At 41.5% G+C, this 20,198-nt stretch carries 16 protein-coding genes and 1 riboswitch; of the genes, 10 read left to right on the top strand and 6 right to left on the bottom strand.

Going from position 1 to position 20,198, the window contains the following annotated elements; genetic code table 11:
• Window positions 1–90: 90 nt before the first annotated feature.
• The 3 genes from HMPREF2574_RS06835 to rnhC form a co-directional block, all read right to left on the bottom strand.
• Window positions 91–2,445, bottom strand: coding sequence for an SF1B family DNA helicase RecD2 (locus HMPREF2574_RS06835; RefSeq protein WP_024052471.1), 2,355 nt, complete (start codon window positions 2,443–2,445; stop codon window positions 91–93).
• A 335-nt stretch (window positions 2,446–2,780) separates the two neighbouring features.
• The gene (gene lepB / locus HMPREF2574_RS06830) at window positions 2,781–3,395 is read right to left on the bottom strand and encodes a signal peptidase I (protein WP_024052470.1); all 615 of its coding nucleotides are present in this window, start codon (window positions 3,393–3,395) and stop codon (window positions 2,781–2,783) included.
• Between the two features lie 3 nt (window positions 3,396–3,398).
• Window positions 3,399–4,289: a ribonuclease HIII gene (gene rnhC, locus HMPREF2574_RS06825; RefSeq protein ID WP_070812342.1), complete on the bottom strand. Its 891-nt coding sequence runs from the start codon at window positions 4,287–4,289 to the stop codon at window positions 3,399–3,401.
• A gap of 85 nt (window positions 4,290–4,374) precedes the next feature.
• On the opposite strand from rnhC, the gene HMPREF2574_RS06820 reads away from it, so the two are divergent.
• The 5 genes from HMPREF2574_RS06820 to trxA all read left to right on the top strand — a co-directional run bounded on the left by HMPREF2574_RS06820 (window position 4,375) and on the right by trxA (window position 9,625).
• Window positions 4,375–4,680 (top strand): hypothetical protein, encoded by a 306-nt coding sequence (locus HMPREF2574_RS06820; protein WP_070812341.1) that lies wholly within the window; start codon window positions 4,375–4,377, stop codon window positions 4,678–4,680.
• Window positions 4,677–5,225, top strand: coding sequence for a CvpA family protein (locus tag HMPREF2574_RS06815; RefSeq protein WP_003033009.1), 549 nt, complete (start codon window positions 4,677–4,679; stop codon window positions 5,223–5,225). Before HMPREF2574_RS06820 ends, HMPREF2574_RS06815 begins: the two co-directional genes overlap by 4 nt.
• A gap of 60 nt (window positions 5,226–5,285) precedes the next feature.
• Complete coding sequence (locus tag HMPREF2574_RS06810) at window positions 5,286–7,616, top strand: endonuclease MutS2 (RefSeq protein WP_070584435.1); 2,331 nt, start codon at window positions 5,286–5,288, stop codon at window positions 7,614–7,616.
• Window positions 7,617–7,683: 67 nt separating this feature from the next.
• Complete coding sequence (locus HMPREF2574_RS06805) at window positions 7,684–9,102, top strand: C69 family dipeptidase (protein ID WP_024052466.1); 1,419 nt, start codon at window positions 7,684–7,686, stop codon at window positions 9,100–9,102.
• Window positions 9,103–9,310: 208 nt separating this feature from the next.
• Window positions 9,311–9,625, top strand: coding sequence for a thioredoxin (gene trxA / locus HMPREF2574_RS06800; protein WP_024052465.1), 315 nt, complete (start codon window positions 9,311–9,313; stop codon window positions 9,623–9,625).
• Between the two features lie 782 nt (window positions 9,626–10,407).
• Here the strand turns inward: trxA and sstT are convergent.
• A complete protein-coding gene (gene sstT, locus HMPREF2574_RS06795; RefSeq protein WP_101749808.1) occupies window positions 10,408–11,622 on the bottom strand; it encodes a serine/threonine transporter SstT in 1,215 nt (404 codons plus the stop codon).
• A gap of 155 nt (window positions 11,623–11,777) precedes the next feature.
• Here sstT and HMPREF2574_RS06790 point away from each other — a divergent pair, with 155 nt between their 5' ends.
• Window positions 11,778–12,635, top strand: a complete 858-nt coding sequence (locus HMPREF2574_RS06790; RefSeq protein ID WP_024052463.1) for a mechanosensitive ion channel family protein — start codon at window positions 11,778–11,780, stop codon at window positions 12,633–12,635.
• 17 nt (window positions 12,636–12,652) lie between these two features.
• Complete coding sequence (locus HMPREF2574_RS06785) at window positions 12,653–13,240, top strand: DUF4352 domain-containing protein (RefSeq protein WP_024052462.1); 588 nt, start codon at window positions 12,653–12,655, stop codon at window positions 13,238–13,240.
• A 71-nt stretch (window positions 13,241–13,311) separates the two neighbouring features.
• Here the strand turns inward: HMPREF2574_RS06785 and gdhA are convergent, their stop codons facing one another.
• The gene (gdhA, locus tag HMPREF2574_RS06780; RefSeq protein ID WP_070812340.1) at window positions 13,312–14,658 is read right to left on the bottom strand and encodes an NADP-specific glutamate dehydrogenase; all 1,347 of its coding nucleotides are present in this window, start codon (window positions 14,656–14,658) and stop codon (window positions 13,312–13,314) included.
• A gap of 338 nt (window positions 14,659–14,996) precedes the next feature.
• On the opposite strand from gdhA, the gene HMPREF2574_RS06775 reads away from it, so the two are divergent.
• The 3 genes from HMPREF2574_RS06775 (at window position 14,997) to HMPREF2574_RS06765 (ending at window position 18,703) form a co-directional block, all read left to right on the top strand.
• Window positions 14,997–15,932, top strand: a complete 936-nt coding sequence (locus tag HMPREF2574_RS06775; RefSeq protein WP_024052460.1) for a dihydroorotate oxidase — start codon at window positions 14,997–14,999, stop codon at window positions 15,930–15,932.
• A 116-nt stretch (window positions 15,933–16,048) separates the two neighbouring features.
• Complete coding sequence (gene msrB, locus HMPREF2574_RS06770) at window positions 16,049–16,984, top strand: peptide-methionine (R)-S-oxide reductase MsrB (protein WP_024052459.1); 936 nt, start codon at window positions 16,049–16,051, stop codon at window positions 16,982–16,984.
• Window positions 16,985–17,211: 227 nt separating this feature from the next.
• A riboswitch (purine riboswitch) is annotated at window positions 17,212–17,314 on the top strand.
• A 123-nt stretch (window positions 17,315–17,437) separates the two neighbouring features.
• Window positions 17,438–18,703: a TRZ/ATZ family protein gene (locus HMPREF2574_RS06765; protein ID WP_070812339.1), complete on the top strand. Its 1,266-nt coding sequence runs from the start codon at window positions 17,438–17,440 to the stop codon at window positions 18,701–18,703.
• A gap of 186 nt (window positions 18,704–18,889) precedes the next feature.
• On the opposite strand, the gene HMPREF2574_RS06760 is transcribed toward HMPREF2574_RS06765, so the two are convergent.
• Window positions 18,890–20,068, bottom strand: coding sequence for an ROK family transcriptional regulator (locus HMPREF2574_RS06760; RefSeq protein WP_070812338.1), 1,179 nt, complete (start codon window positions 20,066–20,068; stop codon window positions 18,890–18,892).
• Window positions 20,069–20,198 lie beyond the last annotated feature (130 nt).

The following is a 20,198-nucleotide window of genomic DNA, read 5'->3' as shown; positions in this document are numbered from 1 at the left end:
GATACCAGAGATGGAGAGGAGAATCTCGTACTCTCTCAATCTTAGCTTTTCATTACCCCACTACAGTTGACAAAGAGCCACTTTTTTCTATCATTCTCCAAAAACACTTTGAATATCCTCATCCGTTATTCCAATCATAGGGTTGATTTTCAAGAAATTTTCCTCAGTCAAGATATATTTTTCCACAGTTGTTTCCAAATTATTCACAGAAGTGTGTATAACTTTTTCATCAGTTAGGAGGTCTGAAAAGCGTTGGATTAGATAGGTATTGCGAGCTGTACCAGTGTTTTTGACAGCAAAGTCAAAGGCAGACTTTTCCCCAAGAAGAATCAATTTGCTCTTGGCACGGGTGATAGCAGTATAGATAAGATTGCGTTGCAGCATACGGTGGCTGATGGATGTAATCGGTAAAATGACTACAGGAAATTCACTACCCTGAGATTTGTGGATACTCATAGCGTATGCCAGACGAATTTTATACCATTCACTGCGTTGATAAACAATCTCATTGCCGTCAAAGTTGATAGTCAATTCGTCCTGTTTAGAGTCCGTATATTTTGCTGGTAGCAAATCGGTGATATAGCCCAAGTCACCGTTGAACACATTGTTTTCAGCGTCGTTGACCAGATGAATGACCTTGTCGCCTTGTCGATATTGACAATCAGTTGCTTCAAAAATGATTTGTTCTGTTTCGGCAGGGTTGATTAGATTTTGCATGAGTTGATTGATGTGGTCAATCCCAGCCTGTCCGCGGTACATAGGCGCAAGCACCTGCACATCTTGAGCTGGAATGCCACTGCGGATAGCAGCTTCTACAATACGTTCAATCATCTGCGGAATATGTTCACTACGCGCTTCAAAATAAGAACGGTCAGCCTTTTTTTCTATAAAATCAGTTGGCAGGATGCCTTTTTGAATCTGACTGGCTAAGGTAACGATAGTGGAATCTTTGCTTTGTCGATAAATTTTTTCTAATTTGGTCTGTGGAAGAAGAGGGATTTTCAGTAAATCTGCCAGCACTTGTCCGGGGCTGACAGAAGGCAGCTGATCAGCATCTCCGACAATTAGGAGTTTGGTGTTTGATGAAATGTTGCTGAGGAGTTGATTGGCTAACCAAGTATCTACCATTGAAAATTCGTCGACAATAATAAAGTCTGCGTCCAAATAATCATCTAAATGGCTAGTGTCATCGTCTCCTGTCATGCCTAAATGCCGATGAATCGTAGCGCTTGGAAGCCCTGTTAATTCATTCATGCGTCTGGCAGCACGCCCAGTCGGAGCTGCTAGAAGAATAGGCAAATCGTGAGATTTGCGCAAATCCAAACCATGCAGCAGAGCGTAAACAGCAATGATTCCATTGATGACGGTCGTTTTTCCCGTTCCGGGACCACCCGTTAGGATAAAAATTTTGTGATTGATAGCGTCACAAATCGCTTGTTTTTGAATCACATCATAGGAAATGGCAAACTCAATTTCGATTTGGGTAATAGCAGCTTCGATTTTTTCCGGTTCAAATTTGTTTTGCTTCCCTTTTTCTAAAATGCGTAGGAGACTGATGCGAATCCCTTCTTCGGCAAAAAAGAGACTGTTTTCAAAAATCTTTGTATCAACATTTTGAACTTTATCTTCTTCAATCAAACATGTCAGCTCATCCGCAACAGAACTTGGGTCTAATTCAATCTGACGGGAACTTTCGAGGAGTTCAATCGTATGTTCCAGAAGTTCTTTTGCTTCAAGATAAGTGTCGCCCTTTTCCATAGACTGGGTTAGGAGTGTGTGAAGCAGCCCAGCACGAAAACGCTCTGGAGCAGTATTTTCAATTCCTAAGCTTTGTGCCAGTTGGTCGGCAATTTTAAACCCAACCCCTTGGATGTCTTCTACTAATTGGTAAGGAAATTGTTCGACAATTTCGAGAGTTTCTTCCTTGTAAAAATCTTGAATCTGAAAGGCAAGCTTGTTCGGGATACCGTATTCAGATAGCTTGGCAAGGATTCTCTCGGTGCCGTAATTTTGTCTTAGTTTTGTGAGAAAGGCTTCACGGTTTTTAGCAGAAAGACCTGCAATATTCTTTAATTTTTCTGGCTCTGCTAAGACTTTATCAATCGCATTGTCGCCATAGAGATCCACGATTTTTTGCGCTGTTTTTACACCAATCCCTTTAAAATGGTCGCTTGAAAAATATTTGACTAAGCCTTTGCTGGTTGGCTTTGCACGCTCATAGCGTGTTATTTTGAGTTGTTCACCATATTTAGGGTGTTGCACGAGATTTCCCCAAAAAGTGTAGTCTTCGCCCTCCATAATATCCGCCATGGTGCCCGTGATAATAATCTCAAAATCATCAAAATCTGCATCGGTGTCATCAATATCTAACAGCAGAATCCGAAAGAAACTGCTGGGATTTTCAAAAATAATGCGTTCAATGGTGCCTGAAAAGTAAAATTCCATCATCTTCCTGTATCAATGTTAAAAGAATGGGAGTGGGACAGAACTAAAAATAGAAAATTTTTAGTTCGTAGTCCCACCCCTGCAAGGGTGCTTAAACAGTTATCAAGCTGTTTAAGGTTGCAGATGAAGAAAACGAAGTTTTCGTCAAAGGTGCTCTTCCGAGCTTGAAAAGCGAATGAAGAGTCCAATCACGGTGGCTTGCTGTGCAAGGCTGATTTCCCGCCTTCAACAATTCACTGAATGTTGAAGCTACGTTATTCGTTTATTCCTAAATCTGATAGAAGCTGGCACACTTTTTGCCCAGCTCCAACGAATCAAAATAGACTTGTTTGGGATTAGAAAGTGCCGATTCTATTCAAAGGCCAGAAACGGAATTTTGCTTCGCCCTGCAATTGATTGGCTTTAAAGGTTCCCACCTGACGGCTGTCTTTTGAGACAAGACGGTCATCTCCTAAAAGCAGGTATTCGTCTTTTGGAACTTCAATGGTAAAGCTAGTGTTCCCATTTGCATCCTGCGTAAAGGCTTGAGCTTTATCTGCTAAAGACTGAAAGAAACTGTTATAGAAATAGGTTGCCTGCAATTTATCGTCTTTGAATTTTGCTAGATAGTTTTTAAGGTAAGTCTCGTTGGTCTTTTTGCCGTTTACATATAATTGGTCGTTTTCGTAGCGGATAGTGTCTCCAGGAAGACCAATCACCCGCTTGACAATTTGCTTAGTTTTTCCATCTTCGTCTTTTTCACTTGCAACGACAATATCAAAGCGATTGACAGGCAGGTGTTTGACAACGAATAGATATTCTCCATTAGCTAAGGTTGGATCCATTGAATGCCCGTCAACCTTGACAGGAACCCAAAGAAAAGCGCGTGATAAGAAAAGAACGGCCATAAAGAGGATAAAAAATCCCCATTCTTTCATAAATTTTGAAAAAGTAGTTGATTTTGTTTGCATAACTTACCTTTCTAGAAGTTTCTTCGCTTTTTCAGTGTTTTTAAAATGCAGTTTTGCACTCGCTTCTAAGCCTTTTATGCCGTAGGCTTGAAGAAGCTGACTTGCGATTTTATCGGACTTCGCTCCTGCTCCACTGGGCAATTCATAGCCGAGCTCTTGACTTAAATTTTCAAGATTTTCTAAAAAGAGGTCACGGGCAATCATGGAGCTGACTGCTACGGCTAAGTATTTTCCTTCCGCTTTTTCCTCTAAAGTGAGAGGATTTGAGAAATGATTGCGTTCCTGTTTAACGTATTTCTGATAATTTTTGTCACTTGTGAAAGCATCAATAACAATTTTTTCTGGCTGCACTCCCGTTTGCAAGAGCAGATAAATGGCTTGATTGTGAAGGGCAACCTTGACAGAGACTGCATTATAGCCAGCAGCGATGACTTGGTTGTATTTTTTCGGAGACAATAACAGAGCTTGGTGTTGAATTTTTTCTTTCAACAGAGGAACGATTTGCCTGATTTTTTGGTCTGTCAAAGTTTTAGAATCTCCAACTCTCAGCTTTCGTAAAAAATCATGCTGTTCTGGTGTAACAAAAGACGCTACAACAGCGAGCCCGCCAAAATAAGAGCCATTTCCGACTTCGTCTGTCCCAATCAGAGGACAATTCTGCCAATGAGATGTCGTTTTTTCTTTGGACGCTTGATAGCCCAAAAATTGTGCTGCCTGCTCGGCTTTTTCTCCTTGAAAGAGGACTTTTCCTGAAGTGTAGATGGAGGCAGTTGCCTTATCAAGCTTAAAAAGGTAACGAATATAAGGATTTTTACTAGAAACAAGCTGTGCCTGGTATTGGGCAACAAAATCTTGAATTTGTTTCTCACTAGGTTGTAAGGTAATACTTTCCATATTGTTATTGTACCATAAAAGTGATAAATTTCTTTAAAAACTGACAAAATGGCTTCCTTTTGGTATAATATTTTGAGGTGATTTTATGGCAAACTTAAATCGATACAAATTTATTTTCGGAAAGAAAAGCGTAACCTTAACAACAGAACACGATAATTTATTCATGGAAGAAGTTGAAAAGGTTGCAACAGAAAAATATCACGCAATTAAAGAGAAGATGCCTGCGGCAGATGATGAAACATTAGCTATTTTGCTAGCAGTCAATAGTTTAGCGACGCAATTGTCACGTGAGATTGAGTTCGATGACAAGGAGCAAGAGCTGGAAGAACTTCGTAAAAAAGTGTTAGAAGCCAACAAGCAAAAGGTTAGTGAGCAAGAGGGGACCCTATGATTTCATTAGTAATTTTGCTGATTTTGGCTTGGAGTTTTTACATTGGCTATTCGCGTGGGATTGTTTTGCAGGCTTATTATACTGTTTCGGCGGTTATTTCAGCAATTATTGCAGGGCAACTGTACCAATCTCTAGGTGAACAAATCAATCTTTTAGTTCCCTACGCTAGTGCACAGGAAGGAACATTTACCTATTTCTTTCCCAGCAGCCAATTGTTCCAGTTGGACAAGGTTTTTTATGCCGGTCTGGCTTATCTAGTCATTTACACGATTGTTTATAGCATAGCCCGTTTTATTGGGATTTTTATTCACTTGGTGCCAAACAAGAAAGCCAATGAGCGTTGGTACAATGTTGCTAGTGGTGCTTTAGCTGTTTGCGTCACTTTATTTGGAATTCAAATGCTGCTGACCGTTTTAGCAACGATTCCCTTACCACTTGTTCAAAATCATCTCAATGCCAGTGGTTTAGCTCGATTTATCATCAGTCACACACCAATTACTTCAGGAATGTTGAAACAACTCTGGGTGACCAAAATCATCGGATAAATACAAAGACTCAGTTGGTGGTGCTAGCTGAGTTTCTTTTTCATCAGGAAAGATAAGAATATGAATAGAAAAATTTTAGAAACGTTAGAATTTGGGAAAATCAAGGCGCTCTTTGAACCCTATCTTCTGACAGAACAAGGGTGCTTGGAATTGCAACAGTTGTTCCCGTCCAATAAACAAGAAAGGCTGGAGACAGCATTTTTAGAAATGACGGACATGCAGCAGATTTTTGTGCAGCGTCCGCATTTCAGTCTGGCTGCGACCCAAGACATTACGGGCTTGACCAAGCGCTTGGAGCTGGAAGGCGACTTAAACATTGAAGAATTTCTCGCTCTGAAGCGGGTTTTGGCTGTCACGCAAGAATTGACTGATTTTTATGAGGATTTGGAAAATGTTGAGTTGCAAAGATTGAATCGGCTTTTTGAAAATTTGGTTTCTTTTCCGAGCTTGCAAGGAGCGTTGCAGGCTATCAATGAGGGCGGATTTGTTGAAAGTTTTGCTAGTGATAATTTGGCTCGCATTCGCCGAAAAATTCAAGAAAATGAAGTTCAAGTGAGAGATATTTTGCAAGATATTCTCAAAACCAAGGGCGATATGTTAGCAGATCAAGTAGTAGCTAGTCGAAACGGTCGCAATGTTTTGCCGGTCAAAAATACATTCCGCAATCGTATCTCAGGCGTGGTGCACGATATTTCTGCCAGTGGAAACACGGTGTATATTGAGCCGCGGGCGGTGGTCAATCTCAATGAAGAAATCACCAATGCGCGGGCAGACGAGCGCTATGAGATTTTGCGGATTTTACAAGAGTTGTCTGACCGCATACGTCCTCATATTGCTGAAATTGCTAATAATGCTTGGATTATCGGACATTTGGATCTAGTTCGGGCAAAAGTGTGTTTTATGCAGGAAAGAGGCGCGGTGGTGCCAATGCTGTCTGATAGTAAGGATATTCGCCTGCTCCATGTTGCTCATCCTCTGATAGAAAATGCAGTAGCCAATGACTTGTACTTTGCGGCGGATTTGACTGAGATTGTCATTACGGGCCCGAATACAGGCGGAAAGACCATTATGCTCAAAACCCTAGGCTTGGCTCAGCTTATGGCACAGTCTGGCCTGCCTATTTTGGCAGATGAAGGGAGTCGAGTGGGGATTTTTGACCAAATCTTTGCGGACATTGGAGACGAGCAGTCTATTGAGCAGAGTTTGTCGACTTTCTCCAGCCATATGACGAACATTGTCTCTATTTTAGAGCAGGCTGATGAGAATGCCTTGGTGCTTTTGGATGAGCTTGGAGCTGGAACCGACCCGCAGGAGGGTGCAGCTCTTGCTATGGCAATTCTTGAAGACTTGCGACTGCGACAGGTCAAGACAATGGCAACGACCCACTATCCAGAGCTTAAGGTCTATGGGATTGAGACTGAGGGAGTGCAAAATGCCAGCATGGAGTTTGATACAGAAAGCCTAAGGCCAACTTATCGTTTTATGCAGGGAGTGCCGGGTCGCTCCAATGCTTTTGAGATTGCAAGGCGTTTAGGTCTGTCTGATAGAGTGGTCAAGGATGCTCAAGAATTGACTGACACGGACAGCGATGTCAATCGCGTTATTGAGCGCTTGGAAGAACAGACATTGGAAAGTCGCAAGCGGTTGGATAATATCCGAGAAGTGGAGCAAGAAAATCTCAAATTTAACCGTGCTCTTAAAAAGCTCTACAATGAGTTCAATCGGGAAAAAGAAACTGAGCTAAATAAGGCAAGGCTGGAAGCGCAGGAAATCATTGATGTGGCGCTGACCGAGAGTGATACGATTCTCAAAAATCTACATGCTAAGTCCAGTCTCAAACCGCACGAAATTATCGAAGCCAAAAGCCAGCTGAAAAAATTGGCTCCTGAAACGGTGGATTTGTCACAGAATAAAGTGTTGAAACAAGCCAAAAAAGCACGGAAACCAAAAGTGGGAGACGATATTCTGGTGATTAGCTACGGTCAGAGAGGCACGCTTGTCAATCAGCTCAAAGACGGTCGCTGGGAAGCACAGGTGGGACTCATCAAGATGACCTTGGAGGAAGCAGAGTTTAACCTGCTCAAAGCTGAAAAAGAACAGCCTAAGCGCAAGCAGGTCAATGTGGTGAAACGAACAACCACAAGCGGACCAAGAGCCCGACTGGATTTGCGAGGAAAACGTTATGAAGAAGCCATGCAAGAGCTGGATACCTTTATCGACCAAGCCTTGCTCAACAATATGGCACAGGTGGATATTATTCACGGGATCGGGACGGGCATCATTCGCGAAGGCGTCACCAAATATCTCCGTCGCAATAAGCATGTCAAGAGTTTCGGCTATGCACCGCAAAATGCTGGGGGCAGCGGAGCAACGATTGTGGTGTTTAAGTAATGCAGAGTTGGTGAACAAAGCAAAACTGTTCAGGATAAAAAAGAAAGAATGAAGAGAGGAAACATTTATGAGACAAAAAGGAATACAAGATTCTTGTACAACGATTCTGGTTGGGAAAAAAGCAAGTTATGACGGTTCAACTATCATTGCACGTACAGAAGATTCACAAAATGGTGTGTTTACGCCCAAGAAATTTATTGTTGTTAGCCCAGAAGATCAGCCGCGGCATTACAAGTCTTTACTATCAAGCTTTGAGATAGATTTGCCGGACAATCCAGTTCGCTACACCAGTGTACCGGACGCTCTTGCAAAAGACGGGATTTGGGGTGAAGCTGGTATCAATGTTTACAATGTAGCCATGAGCGAGACAGAGACGATTACCACGAATAGCCGAGTGCTGGGAGCAGATCCTTTGGTGGCGACTGGTATCGGAGAAGAAGACATGCTGACCTTGGTGCTGCCTTATATCAAAACGGCGCGTGAGGGCGTGTTGCGCTTAGGGAAGATTCTTGAAGAATACGGCACCTATGAGTCAAACGGGATTGCCTTTTCTGACGTGAATGAAATCTGGTGGTTGGAGACAATCGGTGGACATCATTGGATAGCTCGCCGGGTGCCCGATGACGCCTATGTGACTAATCCAAACCAGCTGGGAATGGATTATTTTGAGTTTGACAATCCCGAATATTTCCTCTGTGATCCTGATTTGAAAGACTTTATTCATCGCAATCATTTGAATCTCAACTATGAGGGGGAATCTTTCAATCCGCGCTATGCTTTTGGTAGCCAGCGTGACAAAGACCGCCATTACAATACACCGCGTGCTTGGGATATTCAGCGTTTCCTAAATCCAGAAATTGAGCAAGACCCGCGCTCCTTTTTCCTTCCTTGGTGTCAAAAACCCTACCGTAAAATCACGATTGAAGATGTCAAGTATGTCCTTAGCAGCCATTACCAAGACTCTCCTTATGACCCTTATGGCTTAGAAGGCACTCCTCACAGTCGGCGGACCTTCCGCACGATTGGGATTAACCGCACAAGTCAAACATCTATCTTGCAGTTGAGACCCAATAAACCACAGGAAACGACGGGCATTCAATGGTTGTCCTATGGCTCTATGCCTTACAATACAGCCGTGCCTTTCTTTACTCAAATTTCCACCACACCGACTTATTTTGCTAATACAGGTGAGAAAGTCTCTACAGATTCGTTCTATTGGACCAATCGCTTAATCGCTGCTTTGGCTGATGCGCATTTTTCTAGTCATCTGGGAGATTTAGATGATTACCAAGAAACAACCATGGCTCTGGGGCATGAAATGTTAGGGCGCGTGGATTGTGCCTTGGAAAAGGGAGAAATAGTTGACTTTGAAGCAGAAAACCAAGCTCTAAGCGATAAGATTCAAGAAGCAACGGATCAACTTCTGAATAAAATCCTGCTAGATGCCAGCAATCTGATGACCAATCATTTTTCTTTGAGCGACTAACTCCATAGCACATTCTGTCCCTACAAATGCTTCGTCTCAAGTAATTGCTAACGAATAGAAGTTCGTTTTTGGAAAATTATTGAATACTAATCTGCGGAGGAGTTTTTCGCTCCGTAGTAAATATTTTGCAAATGCTTCCTTTTAGTGTAGAATGTTGTCAAGAAATGAAATAGAGCGATGACATCGGTCATCGTCAGAGGAGAACAATATGGTAACCGCAATTACAGATGCAAATTTTGCAGAAGAAACAAAAGACGGACTTGTCCTCATTGACTTTTGGGCAGCATGGTGTGGTCCTTGCCGCATGCAGGCACCGATTTTGGAAAAATTAGCCGAAGAGGTGCATGAAGACGAATTGAAAATCTTCAAAATGGACGTGGACGCCAACCCAAATACACCAAGTGAATTTGGAATCATGTCAATCCCGACCCTCATCTTCAAAAAATATGGGCAAGTGGTGAAGCAAGTTGTCGGTGTTCATACCAAAGAACAATTAAAAGCTATTATAGCCGAATTGAGCTAAAAGAGAACGAGGCTGGGACAAAAGTCCAACTTCAAATATAAAAAGCGAACAAAACTAGTTTTCTGGTAATCAGAATTCTGCTTTGTTCGCTTTTCGTATTTAATTTTAAATTTGAAGGGGTTAATAATTAAGATTTTTAAAAATTGAAGTCTTTTTGTCCCAAACTCTTTCTCTTTTCAAGATTAGAAGAGTACTTTTGACGAAAATTCGTTTTCATCAGTCACTACCTTTTTGCTAATAGATCAATACACTAATCGGTGCTATAATGAGAATGAAGAAAGATTGTTTCAATCAGAAAGGGCGATTAAATAATGGGAACATTTGGAATAGTAGCTGTATTCGCCATTGTTGTACTCTTACTCATTTGTATCTATCTTCTTTTCAAAGTTATCTTCAAAAAATAAAGTTAGAAGTTAAGTAGGAAATAATTACAAACGAGACAATTTCATTTCGTCCGCGCGGTTGATAAGGCAAACTGATTGTCGTTCACTCCGTCCGCCCGGCAGACGAAGCAAACAAAAAGTAGTTGAGGTCATCCGCCGCGCTGACGGAAAAAGGAGAAGTCATTGAAACAGTCGCTTTAAGTGACAAGTAAAAAAGGAAAGAAGGAATTTATGAAGCAAGAAAAGCTCATTGGATTTAAAATTAGTAACCTTCCTTTCCGTGTTCAATAACAGCCGCAAGCACTATGCGGATATCCTTGCCCGTCGCAAGGGCAAAGAGCCTAAAGCAGAATTGGGTTAATTAAAAAATGAGGTTGGGACTTTTCCAACCTCATTGTATTACGCTTTTTTCCTTTTTCCCCAAATACTTTTTTCTGCAACTGCAGTAAAGAGGGCATCCGTTGAGGAATTGAGCGCCGTTTCACAGGAATCTTGGATAACTCCAATGATGAATCCTACCCCAACGACTTGCATGGCAACATCATTTGAAATACCGAAGAGACTACAAGCAACAGGAATGAGCAAAAGAGAGCCACCTGCCACCCCGGAAGCGCCACAAGCAGAGATAGCGGCGACAATACTGAGGATTAATGCTGTCGCAAAGTCGATCGAAATGCTTAATGTATTGACTGCAGCAAGGGTGAGCACATTGATGGTAATAGCTGCTCCAGCCATGTTAATAGTGGCACCAAGAGGGATAGAAACGGAATAAGTATCTTTGTTGAGTCCTAGTTCTTCACAAAGTTTCATGTTGACAGGAATATTAGCAGCTGAACTACGTGTGAAGAAAGCTGTCACACCACTGACTTTTAAACACCGCAAAACAAGTGGGTAGGGATTTTTTCTCATCAGAACAAAGGCAATGAAAGGGTTGACGACCAGAGCTACAAAAAGCATGATAGCGATTAAAACTGCTAATAAGCTGCCATAGTTAGCCAACACCGCCAACCCTTTGTCAGAAATCGTCTTAAAGACCAAACCAAGAATCCCAAAAGGAGCCAGATTGATAATCCATTCAACGACCTTAGAGGTTACACTTGCCATAGTTTGCAAAAGCTCTTTACTGCTTTTGCTGGCTTCACGCATGGCAAGTCCAAATACCACCGCCCAAGATAATATTCCAATATAGTTTGCGGTGATGAGAGCATTGACTGGATTGTCCACTACTTTGAGCAATAAATTACTGAGGACTCGCCCAATCCCATCTGGTGGTGTAATCTTGGTCTTTGACGCTGTGAGTGTGATGTGTAAAGGAAAAAGGTAGTTAGCTAGCACTGCGACTAAAGCTGCTGAGAATGTTCCCAAAAGATACAAGATAATGATAGTTTTCATGTTGGTTTCTTGTCCTTTTCGATGTTGTGATAGAGCATTGGTCACCAAAGCAAAAACCAACAGTGGAGCAATGCCCTTTAAGCCACCAACAAATATATCTCCCAATAAGCCAATTGCTGACAGCTTAGGACAGGTCAAGCCGAGGACAGCCCCTAATGCAATCCCGATAGCAATACGCTTAATCAAACTAGATTTTTTCCAAGCCAAAACTATTCTTTTCATATCATATAATCCCTTCATGATCATAATGTCTCCCATTATAGTATAAATATTCTGAAAAATCAATCTGTTTTAGATAGAATACACTGGGGGAGTTCGCATTCCCCTGATTCAATTAGGCTCAGATATGGTATAATAGAAATAAGTAGGAGGTAGCTATGCTATTTGCGAACAAGAATGTATTCTCTCGTTATTTTGAAAAACTCAACTGGTCTCATTTGGTAGATGATGTCTTTAGCAAGCTCGTTTCACTTTTGCTCTTGCTAGCTCTCTTTTACCTCGCTAAAAAGCTGGTACATGTACTCGTAAGAAAGATTATCTCACCCTCTTTGAAACTCTCCAGTCAAGACGAAGGGCGGCAAAAGACCCTCACTCGTTTGATTGAAAATTTGCTGAATTACACCCTTTACTTTCTCTTGATTTATTGGATATTAGCGATTTTAGGTTTGCCGGTGTCTAGTTTACTAGCAGGAGCTGGGATTGCTGGGGTGGCAATCGGGATGGGAGCGCAAGGCTTCTTGTCTGATTTAGTCAATGGTTTCTTTATTTTGTTGGAGCGGCAGTTGGATGTCGGAGACAGCGTTCGTCTGACTAATGGCTCGATTAAAATTGCAGGAACAGTTGTGAGTGTCGGAATTCGGACGACACAAGTGCGCGATGCAGATGGCGCTTTGCATTACGTTCCTAATCGCAACATTACCGTCGTCAGCAATTTCTCACGCGGTAATATGCGAGCGCTCATTGATATTCCATTATACGCTCAGACGGATTTGGAGAAGGTCACTCGGATTATCCAGCAGGTCAATCAAGAATATGCGGGCAATCAAGTAGAAATTTTGCAGGAACCGACGATTTTAGGTCCGCAAGTTAGCGAAAATGGTCAATTTTATTTTCGTATTAGTATCACCGTCCAAAGTGGTAGCCAAAGCATCGTTTACCATCAATTTTACAGGCTGTATCATGACGCTTTATTAAAGGAAGGAATTGATTTGCCAACGATTTATGCACCAGCGTAAGCAGAAAGGAGATTATTATGGAAGAACAAGTACCGCATGAAATAAAAACCCCTGCCGGTCACGTCTATCGCTTGAAACAGCCCCTGTATAAGCAGCCTTTGTTTTGGACGACCATCATTAGCTGTGTCATGCTTGTATTCATGACCCTCGTGGTGGCTGGTTTAAGTATTTTTAACTTTGCCGTTCTAGGGCATGGTGCTCGAACTGCAGTTTATCAAGATAGTTATAAACATCACCGTCTGGGAGACAGCGTGCGTTTTGAAAATGGAATAAAAATCACTGTTCAATACATTCATGTGGACTCCAAAGAGCGGATGAAAGGGCAAGCAACAGGAGCAACGATTACCGCCAAAGTCATTATCGAAAATACCTCTAGCGAATCTCTCCCTCTCAATGTCTATGACTTTGATTTACAAGACGAAATGGGAGAATCCTATGTCTTGGATGACGCTACTTTTGACACTGCCAACATAAAAGAGGAGCTTGCGGTGGGCGAAAAGGTGGAATGGAAGCTGATGTATGACGGTGAGGACGGATCGCAGCAGCCCTATACTCTCGCTTATGACAATGTCAGGTGGGGAGAAGCCAAAAGCGTGAAGTTTTAGAAATTTTCAGCAGAAGAACAGTAAAAGACTGTGGACGAATCTGTCCACAGCCTTTTATCATGCATGTTCGTTTAAACAATCCCTTGAGCAATCATAGCATTGGCGACATTTTCAAAAGCAGCGATGTTTGCTCCTGCTAGATAGTCTTTGCCAAGATTGTAGTTTTCAGCAGTTGTTTTAGCAGTGTTGAAGATGTTGGTCATAATGTCTTTCAGACGAGTGTCTACTTCTTCACGCATCCATGAGAGACGGAGACTATTTTGGCTCATTTCGAGTGCAGATACAGCAACTCCACCAGCATTGGCGGCTTTAGCAGGACCATAAAGGAGATTATGTTCTTTGTAAACAGCAATGGCGTCAAGATTACTTGGCATGTTAGCACCTTCTGATACACAGAATACGCCTTGCGCTACCAAGCGTTTCGCTGCTTCACCATCGATTTCATTTTGAGTGGCACATGGCAGGGCAATGTCGAATGTACCGTCGTAAGTCCAGACAGAGCCTTCGTGATAAGTAGCACTTGCTCTTTCAGCAGCGTATTCTGTCAGACGAGCACGACGTTTTACTTTCACATCTACCAGAAGATCAAAGTCAATTCCGTCCTTGTCAATGATATAGCCATTTGAATCAGACACAGAAATGACTTTGGCACCGAGGGTAGTTGCTTTTTGCACAGCATATTGAGCTACATTTCCAGCACCGGATACGACAACGGTCTTTCCGTCAAAACTTTCACCGTTTGCTTTGAGCATTTCTTGCGTATAGTAAACAAGACCGTAACCAGTTGCTTCTGGACGGATTAGAGAACCTCCAAATCCAAGTGGTTTACCAGTCAAGACACCAGCATCAAATTGGCGTAGGCGTTTATACTGACCGTAAAGATAGCCAATCTCGCGTCCGCCAACCCCGATATCACCAGCAGGAACGTCAAGAGAAGGACCGATGTATTTTTGCAATTCTGTCATGAAGCTTTGGCAGAAACGCATCACTTCAGCATCTGTCTTGCCTTTCGGATCAAAGTCAGACCCACCTTTACCACCACCGATTGGCAGTCCAGTCAAAACATTTTTAAAGATTTGTTCAAATCCGAGAAATTTCAAAATCCCTTGATTAACCGTTGGGTGGAAACGAAGACCGCCCTTATATGGTCCAACTGCGGAATTAAATTGCACGCGGTAACCGCGATTGACTTGAACTTTGCCGTCGCGATCAACCCAAGGAACACGGAAACTAATCACACGTTCTGGCTCGGTAATGCGTGCCAGAATGTTTTCTTCAATGTATTCAGGATGTTTTTCAAAAACGGGTTCAAGCGTGTTTAAAAATTCTTCCACCGCTTGCAGAAATTCTGCTTCGTGAGCATTGCGAGCTTTCACCAATTCAAAAGTGTTTTGGATATATTCTTTAGCAGTTATCATAGACTTCTCCTTAAATAAGATACGAGGACGAGTAAAAATCGTACAAAATAGGAGGCTGACGCCGTGTTCGATGAACACAAGGGAGCCTATCTTTTTTGCTAGACTTTCGTCCGAGTTCAGTGTATGTTATATTTTGTTACGTGTGTCATTATAGCAGAAAATTTTTGTGTTGTAAAGAAAAAAGTTGAATTTTCTGAAAATTCTGACATAAAATTTACAACAAAATCCTGCTCAGCAAAAATTCATTTGCTTATCCCGAACATTTTTTCCTTCTATTCCGTTAAAAGAGTCAGATTTTTGCTTTTAATGGTACAATAGAAAAATGAAAGGAGTATTTCATGTCATCAACTCAAACACAAATCGCTGGTTTTTCTTTTGACAACTGCCTGATGAATGCGGCTGGAGTGGCCTGCATGACGATTGAAGAGTTAGAAGAAGTTAAAGACTCAGCTGCGGGAACCTTTGTCACCAAAACAGCTACTTTGCAAGCGCGAGCAGGAAATCCCGAACCGCGCTACCAAGATGTGCCGCTTGGCTCGATCAATTCAATGGGGCTGCCCAATCATGGACTGGACTATTATTTGAATTACTTGTTAGAATTACAACAGACAGAACCAAACCGAACCTTCTTTTTGTCGCTGGTAGGTCTGTCGCTAGAAGAAACCCATGCTCTTTTGAAAAAGGTGCAAGCTAGTGATTTTAAAGGCTTAACCGAGCTCAATCTATCTTGTCCCAATGTTCCCGGCAAACCACAAATCGCTTATGATTTTGAGACGACGGAAAAGATCTTGAGTGAAGTGTTTGACTATTTCACCAAGCCACTAGGCATTAAATTGCCACCATATTTTGATATGGCACATTTTGATCAAGCGACAGCTATTTTTAACAAATTTCCTCTTTCTTTTGTCAACTGTGTCAATTCAATTGGTAACGGGCTGTATATTAACGATGAAACAGTTGTCATTCGTCCGAAAAAAGGCTTTGGTGGTATTGGTGGTGAATACATCAAACCAACTGCACTTGCTAATGTTCATGCTTTTTATCAACGACTTAATCCTTCGATTCAAATCATCGGTACGGGCGGTGTATTGACAGGGCGGGACGCTTTTGAGCACATTCTTTGTGGAGCCAGTATGGTGCAAGTTGGAACAATGCTGCATAAAGAAGGTGTAGGGGCTTTTGAGCGCATTACAAATGAGCTGAAAGCGATTATGGAAGAAAAAGGCTATGAAAGCATAGAAGATTTTCGTGGGGAATTGCACTATCTGGACTAACCACAAGTGGTATTTGGCAGTTCATTGCCACATCATTCTCAAGAAAGTTCTAATCAAATCCTTATAACATTTTAGGAATTTGTGAGAAAATAAGAACAAAGAAATGAGGTATTTTTATGGCTGAAATTTATCTAGCAGGTGGCTGCTTTTGGGGTTTGGAAGAATATTTTTCCCGTATTACAGGTGTGACTGATACGACTGTCGGCTATGCCAATGGGCAGGTGGAATCTACCAATTACCAGTTGATTCATCAGACCGACCATGCTGAAACCGTTCATGTGACTTATGATGAAAATTTGGTTAGCTTGCGAGAAATTCTGCTCTATTATTTTCGGGTGATTAATCCGCTGTCCATCAATAAGCAAGGAAATGATGTCGGACGTCAGTACCGCACAGGGATTTATTATACAAAAGATATTGATGTATCAGTCATTAACGAAGTCGTGAAAGAGCAAAAGCGTCAATTCGGTCAGAAGATTGCGGTGGAAGTAGAACCGCTGCGCCATTATGTATTGGCAGAGGATTATCATCAAGATTACCTCAAGAAAAATCCTGGTGGTTATTGCCATATCAATGTTAATGACGCCTATCAGCCTTTAGTGGATCCGGGACAGTATGAGAAACCGAGTGAAAATGCTTTAAAGGAAAACTTGTCCGAGGAAGCCTATCAGGTCACTCAACATGCCGCAACCGAACGACCATTTCATAACGAATATTTTGCAACGTTTGAAGAAGGCATTTATGTGGATGTGACGACGGGAGAACCGCTTTTCTTTGCCAGTGATAAGTTTGATGCTGGTTGTGGCTGGCCGAGTTTTACAAGACCGATTGCCAAAGATGTGATCAAGTATTATCAAGATAAAAGTCACGGTATGGAGCGGATTGAGGTGCGGTCGCGTTCAGGAAATGCACACTTAGGTCATGTTTTCACAGATGGTCCACAGGATCAAGGTGGACTTCGCTACTGTATCAATTCTGCGGCATTGCGCTTTATTAAAAAAGAAGACATGGAAGCTGCAGGATATGGCTATTTACTTTCCTATATGAAGTAAAGTCGGTAGAATAAACAAGAAACGAAGTTAGACAATCCTAGTTGCTTCGCAATCACCTCTATAAGCGCAGGGCTGGACAATAATCGCCAGTTTGAAAACTGATTATGTACGAAACAAACGTTGTAGTGATTGATTGCTCAAAGTATTGCAGATAGGATTTGCGGAGTAAATTTCAATGTTTTTCCTATTTTTTAAAGCTTGCTATTTAGGGCAGATTTTGCTACAATAACTAAAAAATTCAATGAAAACATATAATCTCCATAATAAGGTTGGAGAGTTTCTACCGTCTTACCGTAAATAAGCGTGGCTTTGTCCTTAGTTATGTTGTCAGATACAAATAGAGCATAGGGTAATGTGAAATGATTGTCCCACACGACTTTTGTTTTTGCGATTGCTACGCTGACGAATGCGCAGTAATTGAATGCCTTGTGACTCTTATTTAAAGAAGAAGCGATGAAAGCATTTAAACAGGTGAATTTGGTGACATGTGACGCAGATTTTCATGTCTATCGAAATGGGCTGCTAGTGGTAAACGAGGACAAGATTGTTTATTGTGGGAATGAGGACGCCACTTGGGAAGCGCGGGTAGATGAGACAGTAGATTGTGAGGGAGCCTGGCTTATGCTTGGTCTAGTCAATTGCCATACCCACTCTGCTATGACCACCCTTCGTGGCATTCGAGATGACAGCAATCTCCATGAATGGCTAGAAGATTATATCTGGCCGGCAGAAAGCGAGTTTACACCAGAGGTCACAACAAAAGCTGTCAAGCTGGCGCTTACAGAAATGCTTCAGACTGGGACGACGACCTTTAATGATATGTACAATCCCAACGGTGTTGAAATTGGGCAGATTCATGAAGTGGTGGAACGCTCTAAAATGCGTTGTTATTTTTCACCGACTTTGTTTAGCTCCGATATGGAGACGACGGAAGAAACCTTAGCGCGTACTCGGACTATTATTGAGGAAATTCTGTCCTACAACGATGATCGCTTTAAAGTAATGGTAGCACCACATGCGCCATATAGTTGCAGTAAGGATTTGCTAAAAGGAAGCTTGGAGCTGGCGCGTGAATTACAACTGAAATTGCATATCCACGTGGCAGAAACACAAGCAGAAAATGGCATAATTTTAGAGCGCTATGGAAACCGCCCACTTGCTTTCTTGAAAGAATTAGGCTATCTGGAACATGAGGGGATTTTTGCCCACGGTGTGGAATTAAATGAGCGAGAAATTGAAGAACTAACAGCCTCTAAGATTCATATCGCCCACAATCCCATCAGCAATCTCAAATTAGCATCTGGCATCGCTCCCGTAACAGACTTGATTCAAGCTGGCGTGACAGTCGGACTTGCAACGGACTCGGTCGCTTCCAATAATAATTTGGATATGTTTGAAGAAAGTCGTACTGCTGCTCTTTTACAAAAAATGCGCACAGGTGGCGCCACTCAATTTACCATTGAGCAGGCTTTGAAAACAATGACAATTGAAGGTGCCAAAGCGCTCGGCATGGATGATCAAATCGGCAGTCTAGAAGTTGGCAAACAAGCAGATTTTTTAATCATTCAGCCAAAAGGTAAAGTACACTTGTATCCAGAAGAAAAGATGCTTTCCCATCTCATCTATGCTGTCAAGGGAAATGATGTTAAAGATGTCTATATAGCAGGTGAGCAAGTTGTAAAAGGCGGACAAGTCCTGACGATGGATGTAGTTATGTAAAAATGAAAGTTCTAAAGGAATCTTTGAAGAACCTCTTTGACACAATAGAGGTTCTTTCTTTATAAATATTTCAGACAAATTAGTAAGTCCATCTTGTATTGTATAGTAAAAATTAGAGGTTCGTAACAATTGTTCTAACCTCTAATTTTTGTAATAAGTATAACAAGCTTATGAGCCATAATGAAGCTAAATGGATAAAAACTCCTTTTGCAGACAAAGCGCAACACCAGCTGTTGCACCAGTGAAGTCATTGTAAGGCTCGATAATGAGTTCAGGCAAGTCTTTGAAGAGTAGTTTTGGTTGTTGTGAGATTTCTTGATAGAAAGCTGCAATGACTTTGTCATCAGTCAAGATGGGACTGTGCAGATAAATTTTCTTTGCATCAATCATCATGCTAAGGTTTAGCAGGGATTGTGTCAAATACTTAAATGCCAAATGAAGGAGATTGAGAATAGCTTGGTCTCCTAAGTTATATGCTGTGAGGATAGTTTGAATCGTGATCTCTTCTTTATCTGTGACAAGTGATTTTAAATGTGTCAACTCCGCAGTTTCAAAGATGATTTTTGCTTTTTTTATCAGCCAGCTTTCACTAGCATAAGTCTGCAAACAGCCTCTGCGTCCACAACCACAGACTTCTCCGTCAGGACAAACGACGGTATGACCAATTTCGCCGATGACAATATTGCTTTTGCCGTAGATTTTGCCATTGTACATATAAGAGCAGTGCATACCCCGTGCAAAATGAAAATAGATAAAATTCTCATCCAGTTGGTAAGCAGAAAAAAGGCGTTTTGCTAGTGCCATGCAATTGACATTATTAGAAAAGTAAATTGGAAAAGAAAACTCGTTTTTAATCTTCGCTAGATCAAATTGTTTCCATGTTTGATTGTTTGTTGTAATCAAATCATTGTGCAAATAGCGTCCAGGGATAGCTACTCCCACGGCTTGAATTGTATAGGAATTGTTCCGAAAAATAAATTGTTCAAGTAAATGACAAAATAAATCAGCGTCTTCTGCTAGAATTTTTTCCGAGGTGACGGTTGCTTTATCTTTATCAATCACATTTCCTGTATTATCACTCAACACAAAAGAAAAGTATTTTTCAGACAGTTCACAACCGATGAAATAAGAGTGCTGTTTTTTTATACCCAAGAGGATTTTCTTTCGCCCGACTTTTGTGTGTTCTTCATCTTCCCCCAGCTCATACAGCAGTTTTTCTTGGATCAAACTTCCTGTAATCGCACTAACTGTAGCAGGAGTAATGCCCGTCTCTTTTGAAATATCAATGCGAGAAATTGGCCCCTTGGCGTAAATTTTATCTAAAATAATTGTTCGTAATTCAGCTTGTTTTTTCGTTTGATTCATTATCTACCATCCTTCCCTGCATCTATTATATATTGATTATAAAAAATTATCAAATATAAGTGAAAGCGCTTGACTTTTTGGGATAATTGTTTTAAAATATAATTAAAAAGCGAGATAAAGTTGATTTTGT

The organism is Streptococcus sp. HMSC034E12 (genome assembly GCF_001835915.1).
In the GTDB taxonomy this organism is placed as follows: Bacteria; Bacillota; Bacilli; order Lactobacillales; family Streptococcaceae; genus Streptococcus; species Streptococcus vaginalis.
The sequence above is the reverse complement of the archived record's forward strand: the minus strand, read 5'-3'. Positions and strand labels throughout refer to the sequence as shown.

What these genes read in the sequence shown, in the direction of transcription:
- sstT (WP_101749808.1), bottom strand. Translation starts at nt 11,622, where the DNA reads ATGAAAAGAATAGTTTTGGCTTGGAAAAAATCTAGTTTGATTAAGCGT.
- trxA (WP_024052465.1), top strand. Translation starts at nt 9,311, where the DNA reads ATGGTAACCGCAATTACAGATGCAAATTTTGCAGAAGAAACAAAAGAC.
- HMPREF2574_RS06785 (WP_024052462.1), top strand. Translation starts at nt 12,653, where the DNA reads ATGGAAGAACAAGTACCGCATGAAATAAAAACCCCTGCCGGTCACGTC.
- HMPREF2574_RS06775 (WP_024052460.1), top strand. Translation starts at nt 14,997, where the DNA reads ATGTCATCAACTCAAACACAAATCGCTGGTTTTTCTTTTGACAACTGC.
- HMPREF2574_RS06820 (WP_070812341.1), top strand. Translation starts at nt 4,375, where the DNA reads ATGGCAAACTTAAATCGATACAAATTTATTTTCGGAAAGAAAAGCGTA.
- HMPREF2574_RS06790 (WP_024052463.1), top strand. Translation starts at nt 11,778, where the DNA reads ATGCTATTTGCGAACAAGAATGTATTCTCTCGTTATTTTGAAAAACTC.
- HMPREF2574_RS06805 (WP_024052466.1), top strand. Translation starts at nt 7,684, where the DNA reads ATGAGACAAAAAGGAATACAAGATTCTTGTACAACGATTCTGGTTGGG.
- HMPREF2574_RS06835 (WP_024052471.1), bottom strand. Translation starts at nt 2,445, where the DNA reads ATGGAATTTTACTTTTCAGGCACCATTGAACGCATTATTTTTGAAAAT.
- HMPREF2574_RS06765 (WP_070812339.1), top strand. Translation starts at nt 17,438, where the DNA reads ATGAAAGCATTTAAACAGGTGAATTTGGTGACATGTGACGCAGATTTT.
- gdhA (WP_070812340.1), bottom strand. Translation starts at nt 14,658, where the DNA reads ATGATAACTGCTAAAGAATATATCCAAAACACTTTTGAATTGGTGAAA.
- rnhC (WP_070812342.1), bottom strand. Translation starts at nt 4,289, where the DNA reads ATGGAAAGTATTACCTTACAACCTAGTGAGAAACAAATTCAAGATTTT.
- msrB (WP_024052459.1), top strand. Translation starts at nt 16,049, where the DNA reads ATGGCTGAAATTTATCTAGCAGGTGGCTGCTTTTGGGGTTTGGAAGAA.
- HMPREF2574_RS06810 (WP_070584435.1), top strand. Translation starts at nt 5,286, where the DNA reads ATGAATAGAAAAATTTTAGAAACGTTAGAATTTGGGAAAATCAAGGCG.
- HMPREF2574_RS06760 (WP_070812338.1), bottom strand. Translation starts at nt 20,068, where the DNA reads ATGAATCAAACGAAAAAACAAGCTGAATTACGAACAATTATTTTAGAT.
- HMPREF2574_RS06815 (WP_003033009.1), top strand. Translation starts at nt 4,677, where the DNA reads ATGATTTCATTAGTAATTTTGCTGATTTTGGCTTGGAGTTTTTACATT.
- lepB (WP_024052470.1), bottom strand. Translation starts at nt 3,395, where the DNA reads ATGCAAACAAAATCAACTACTTTTTCAAAATTTATGAAAGAATGGGGA.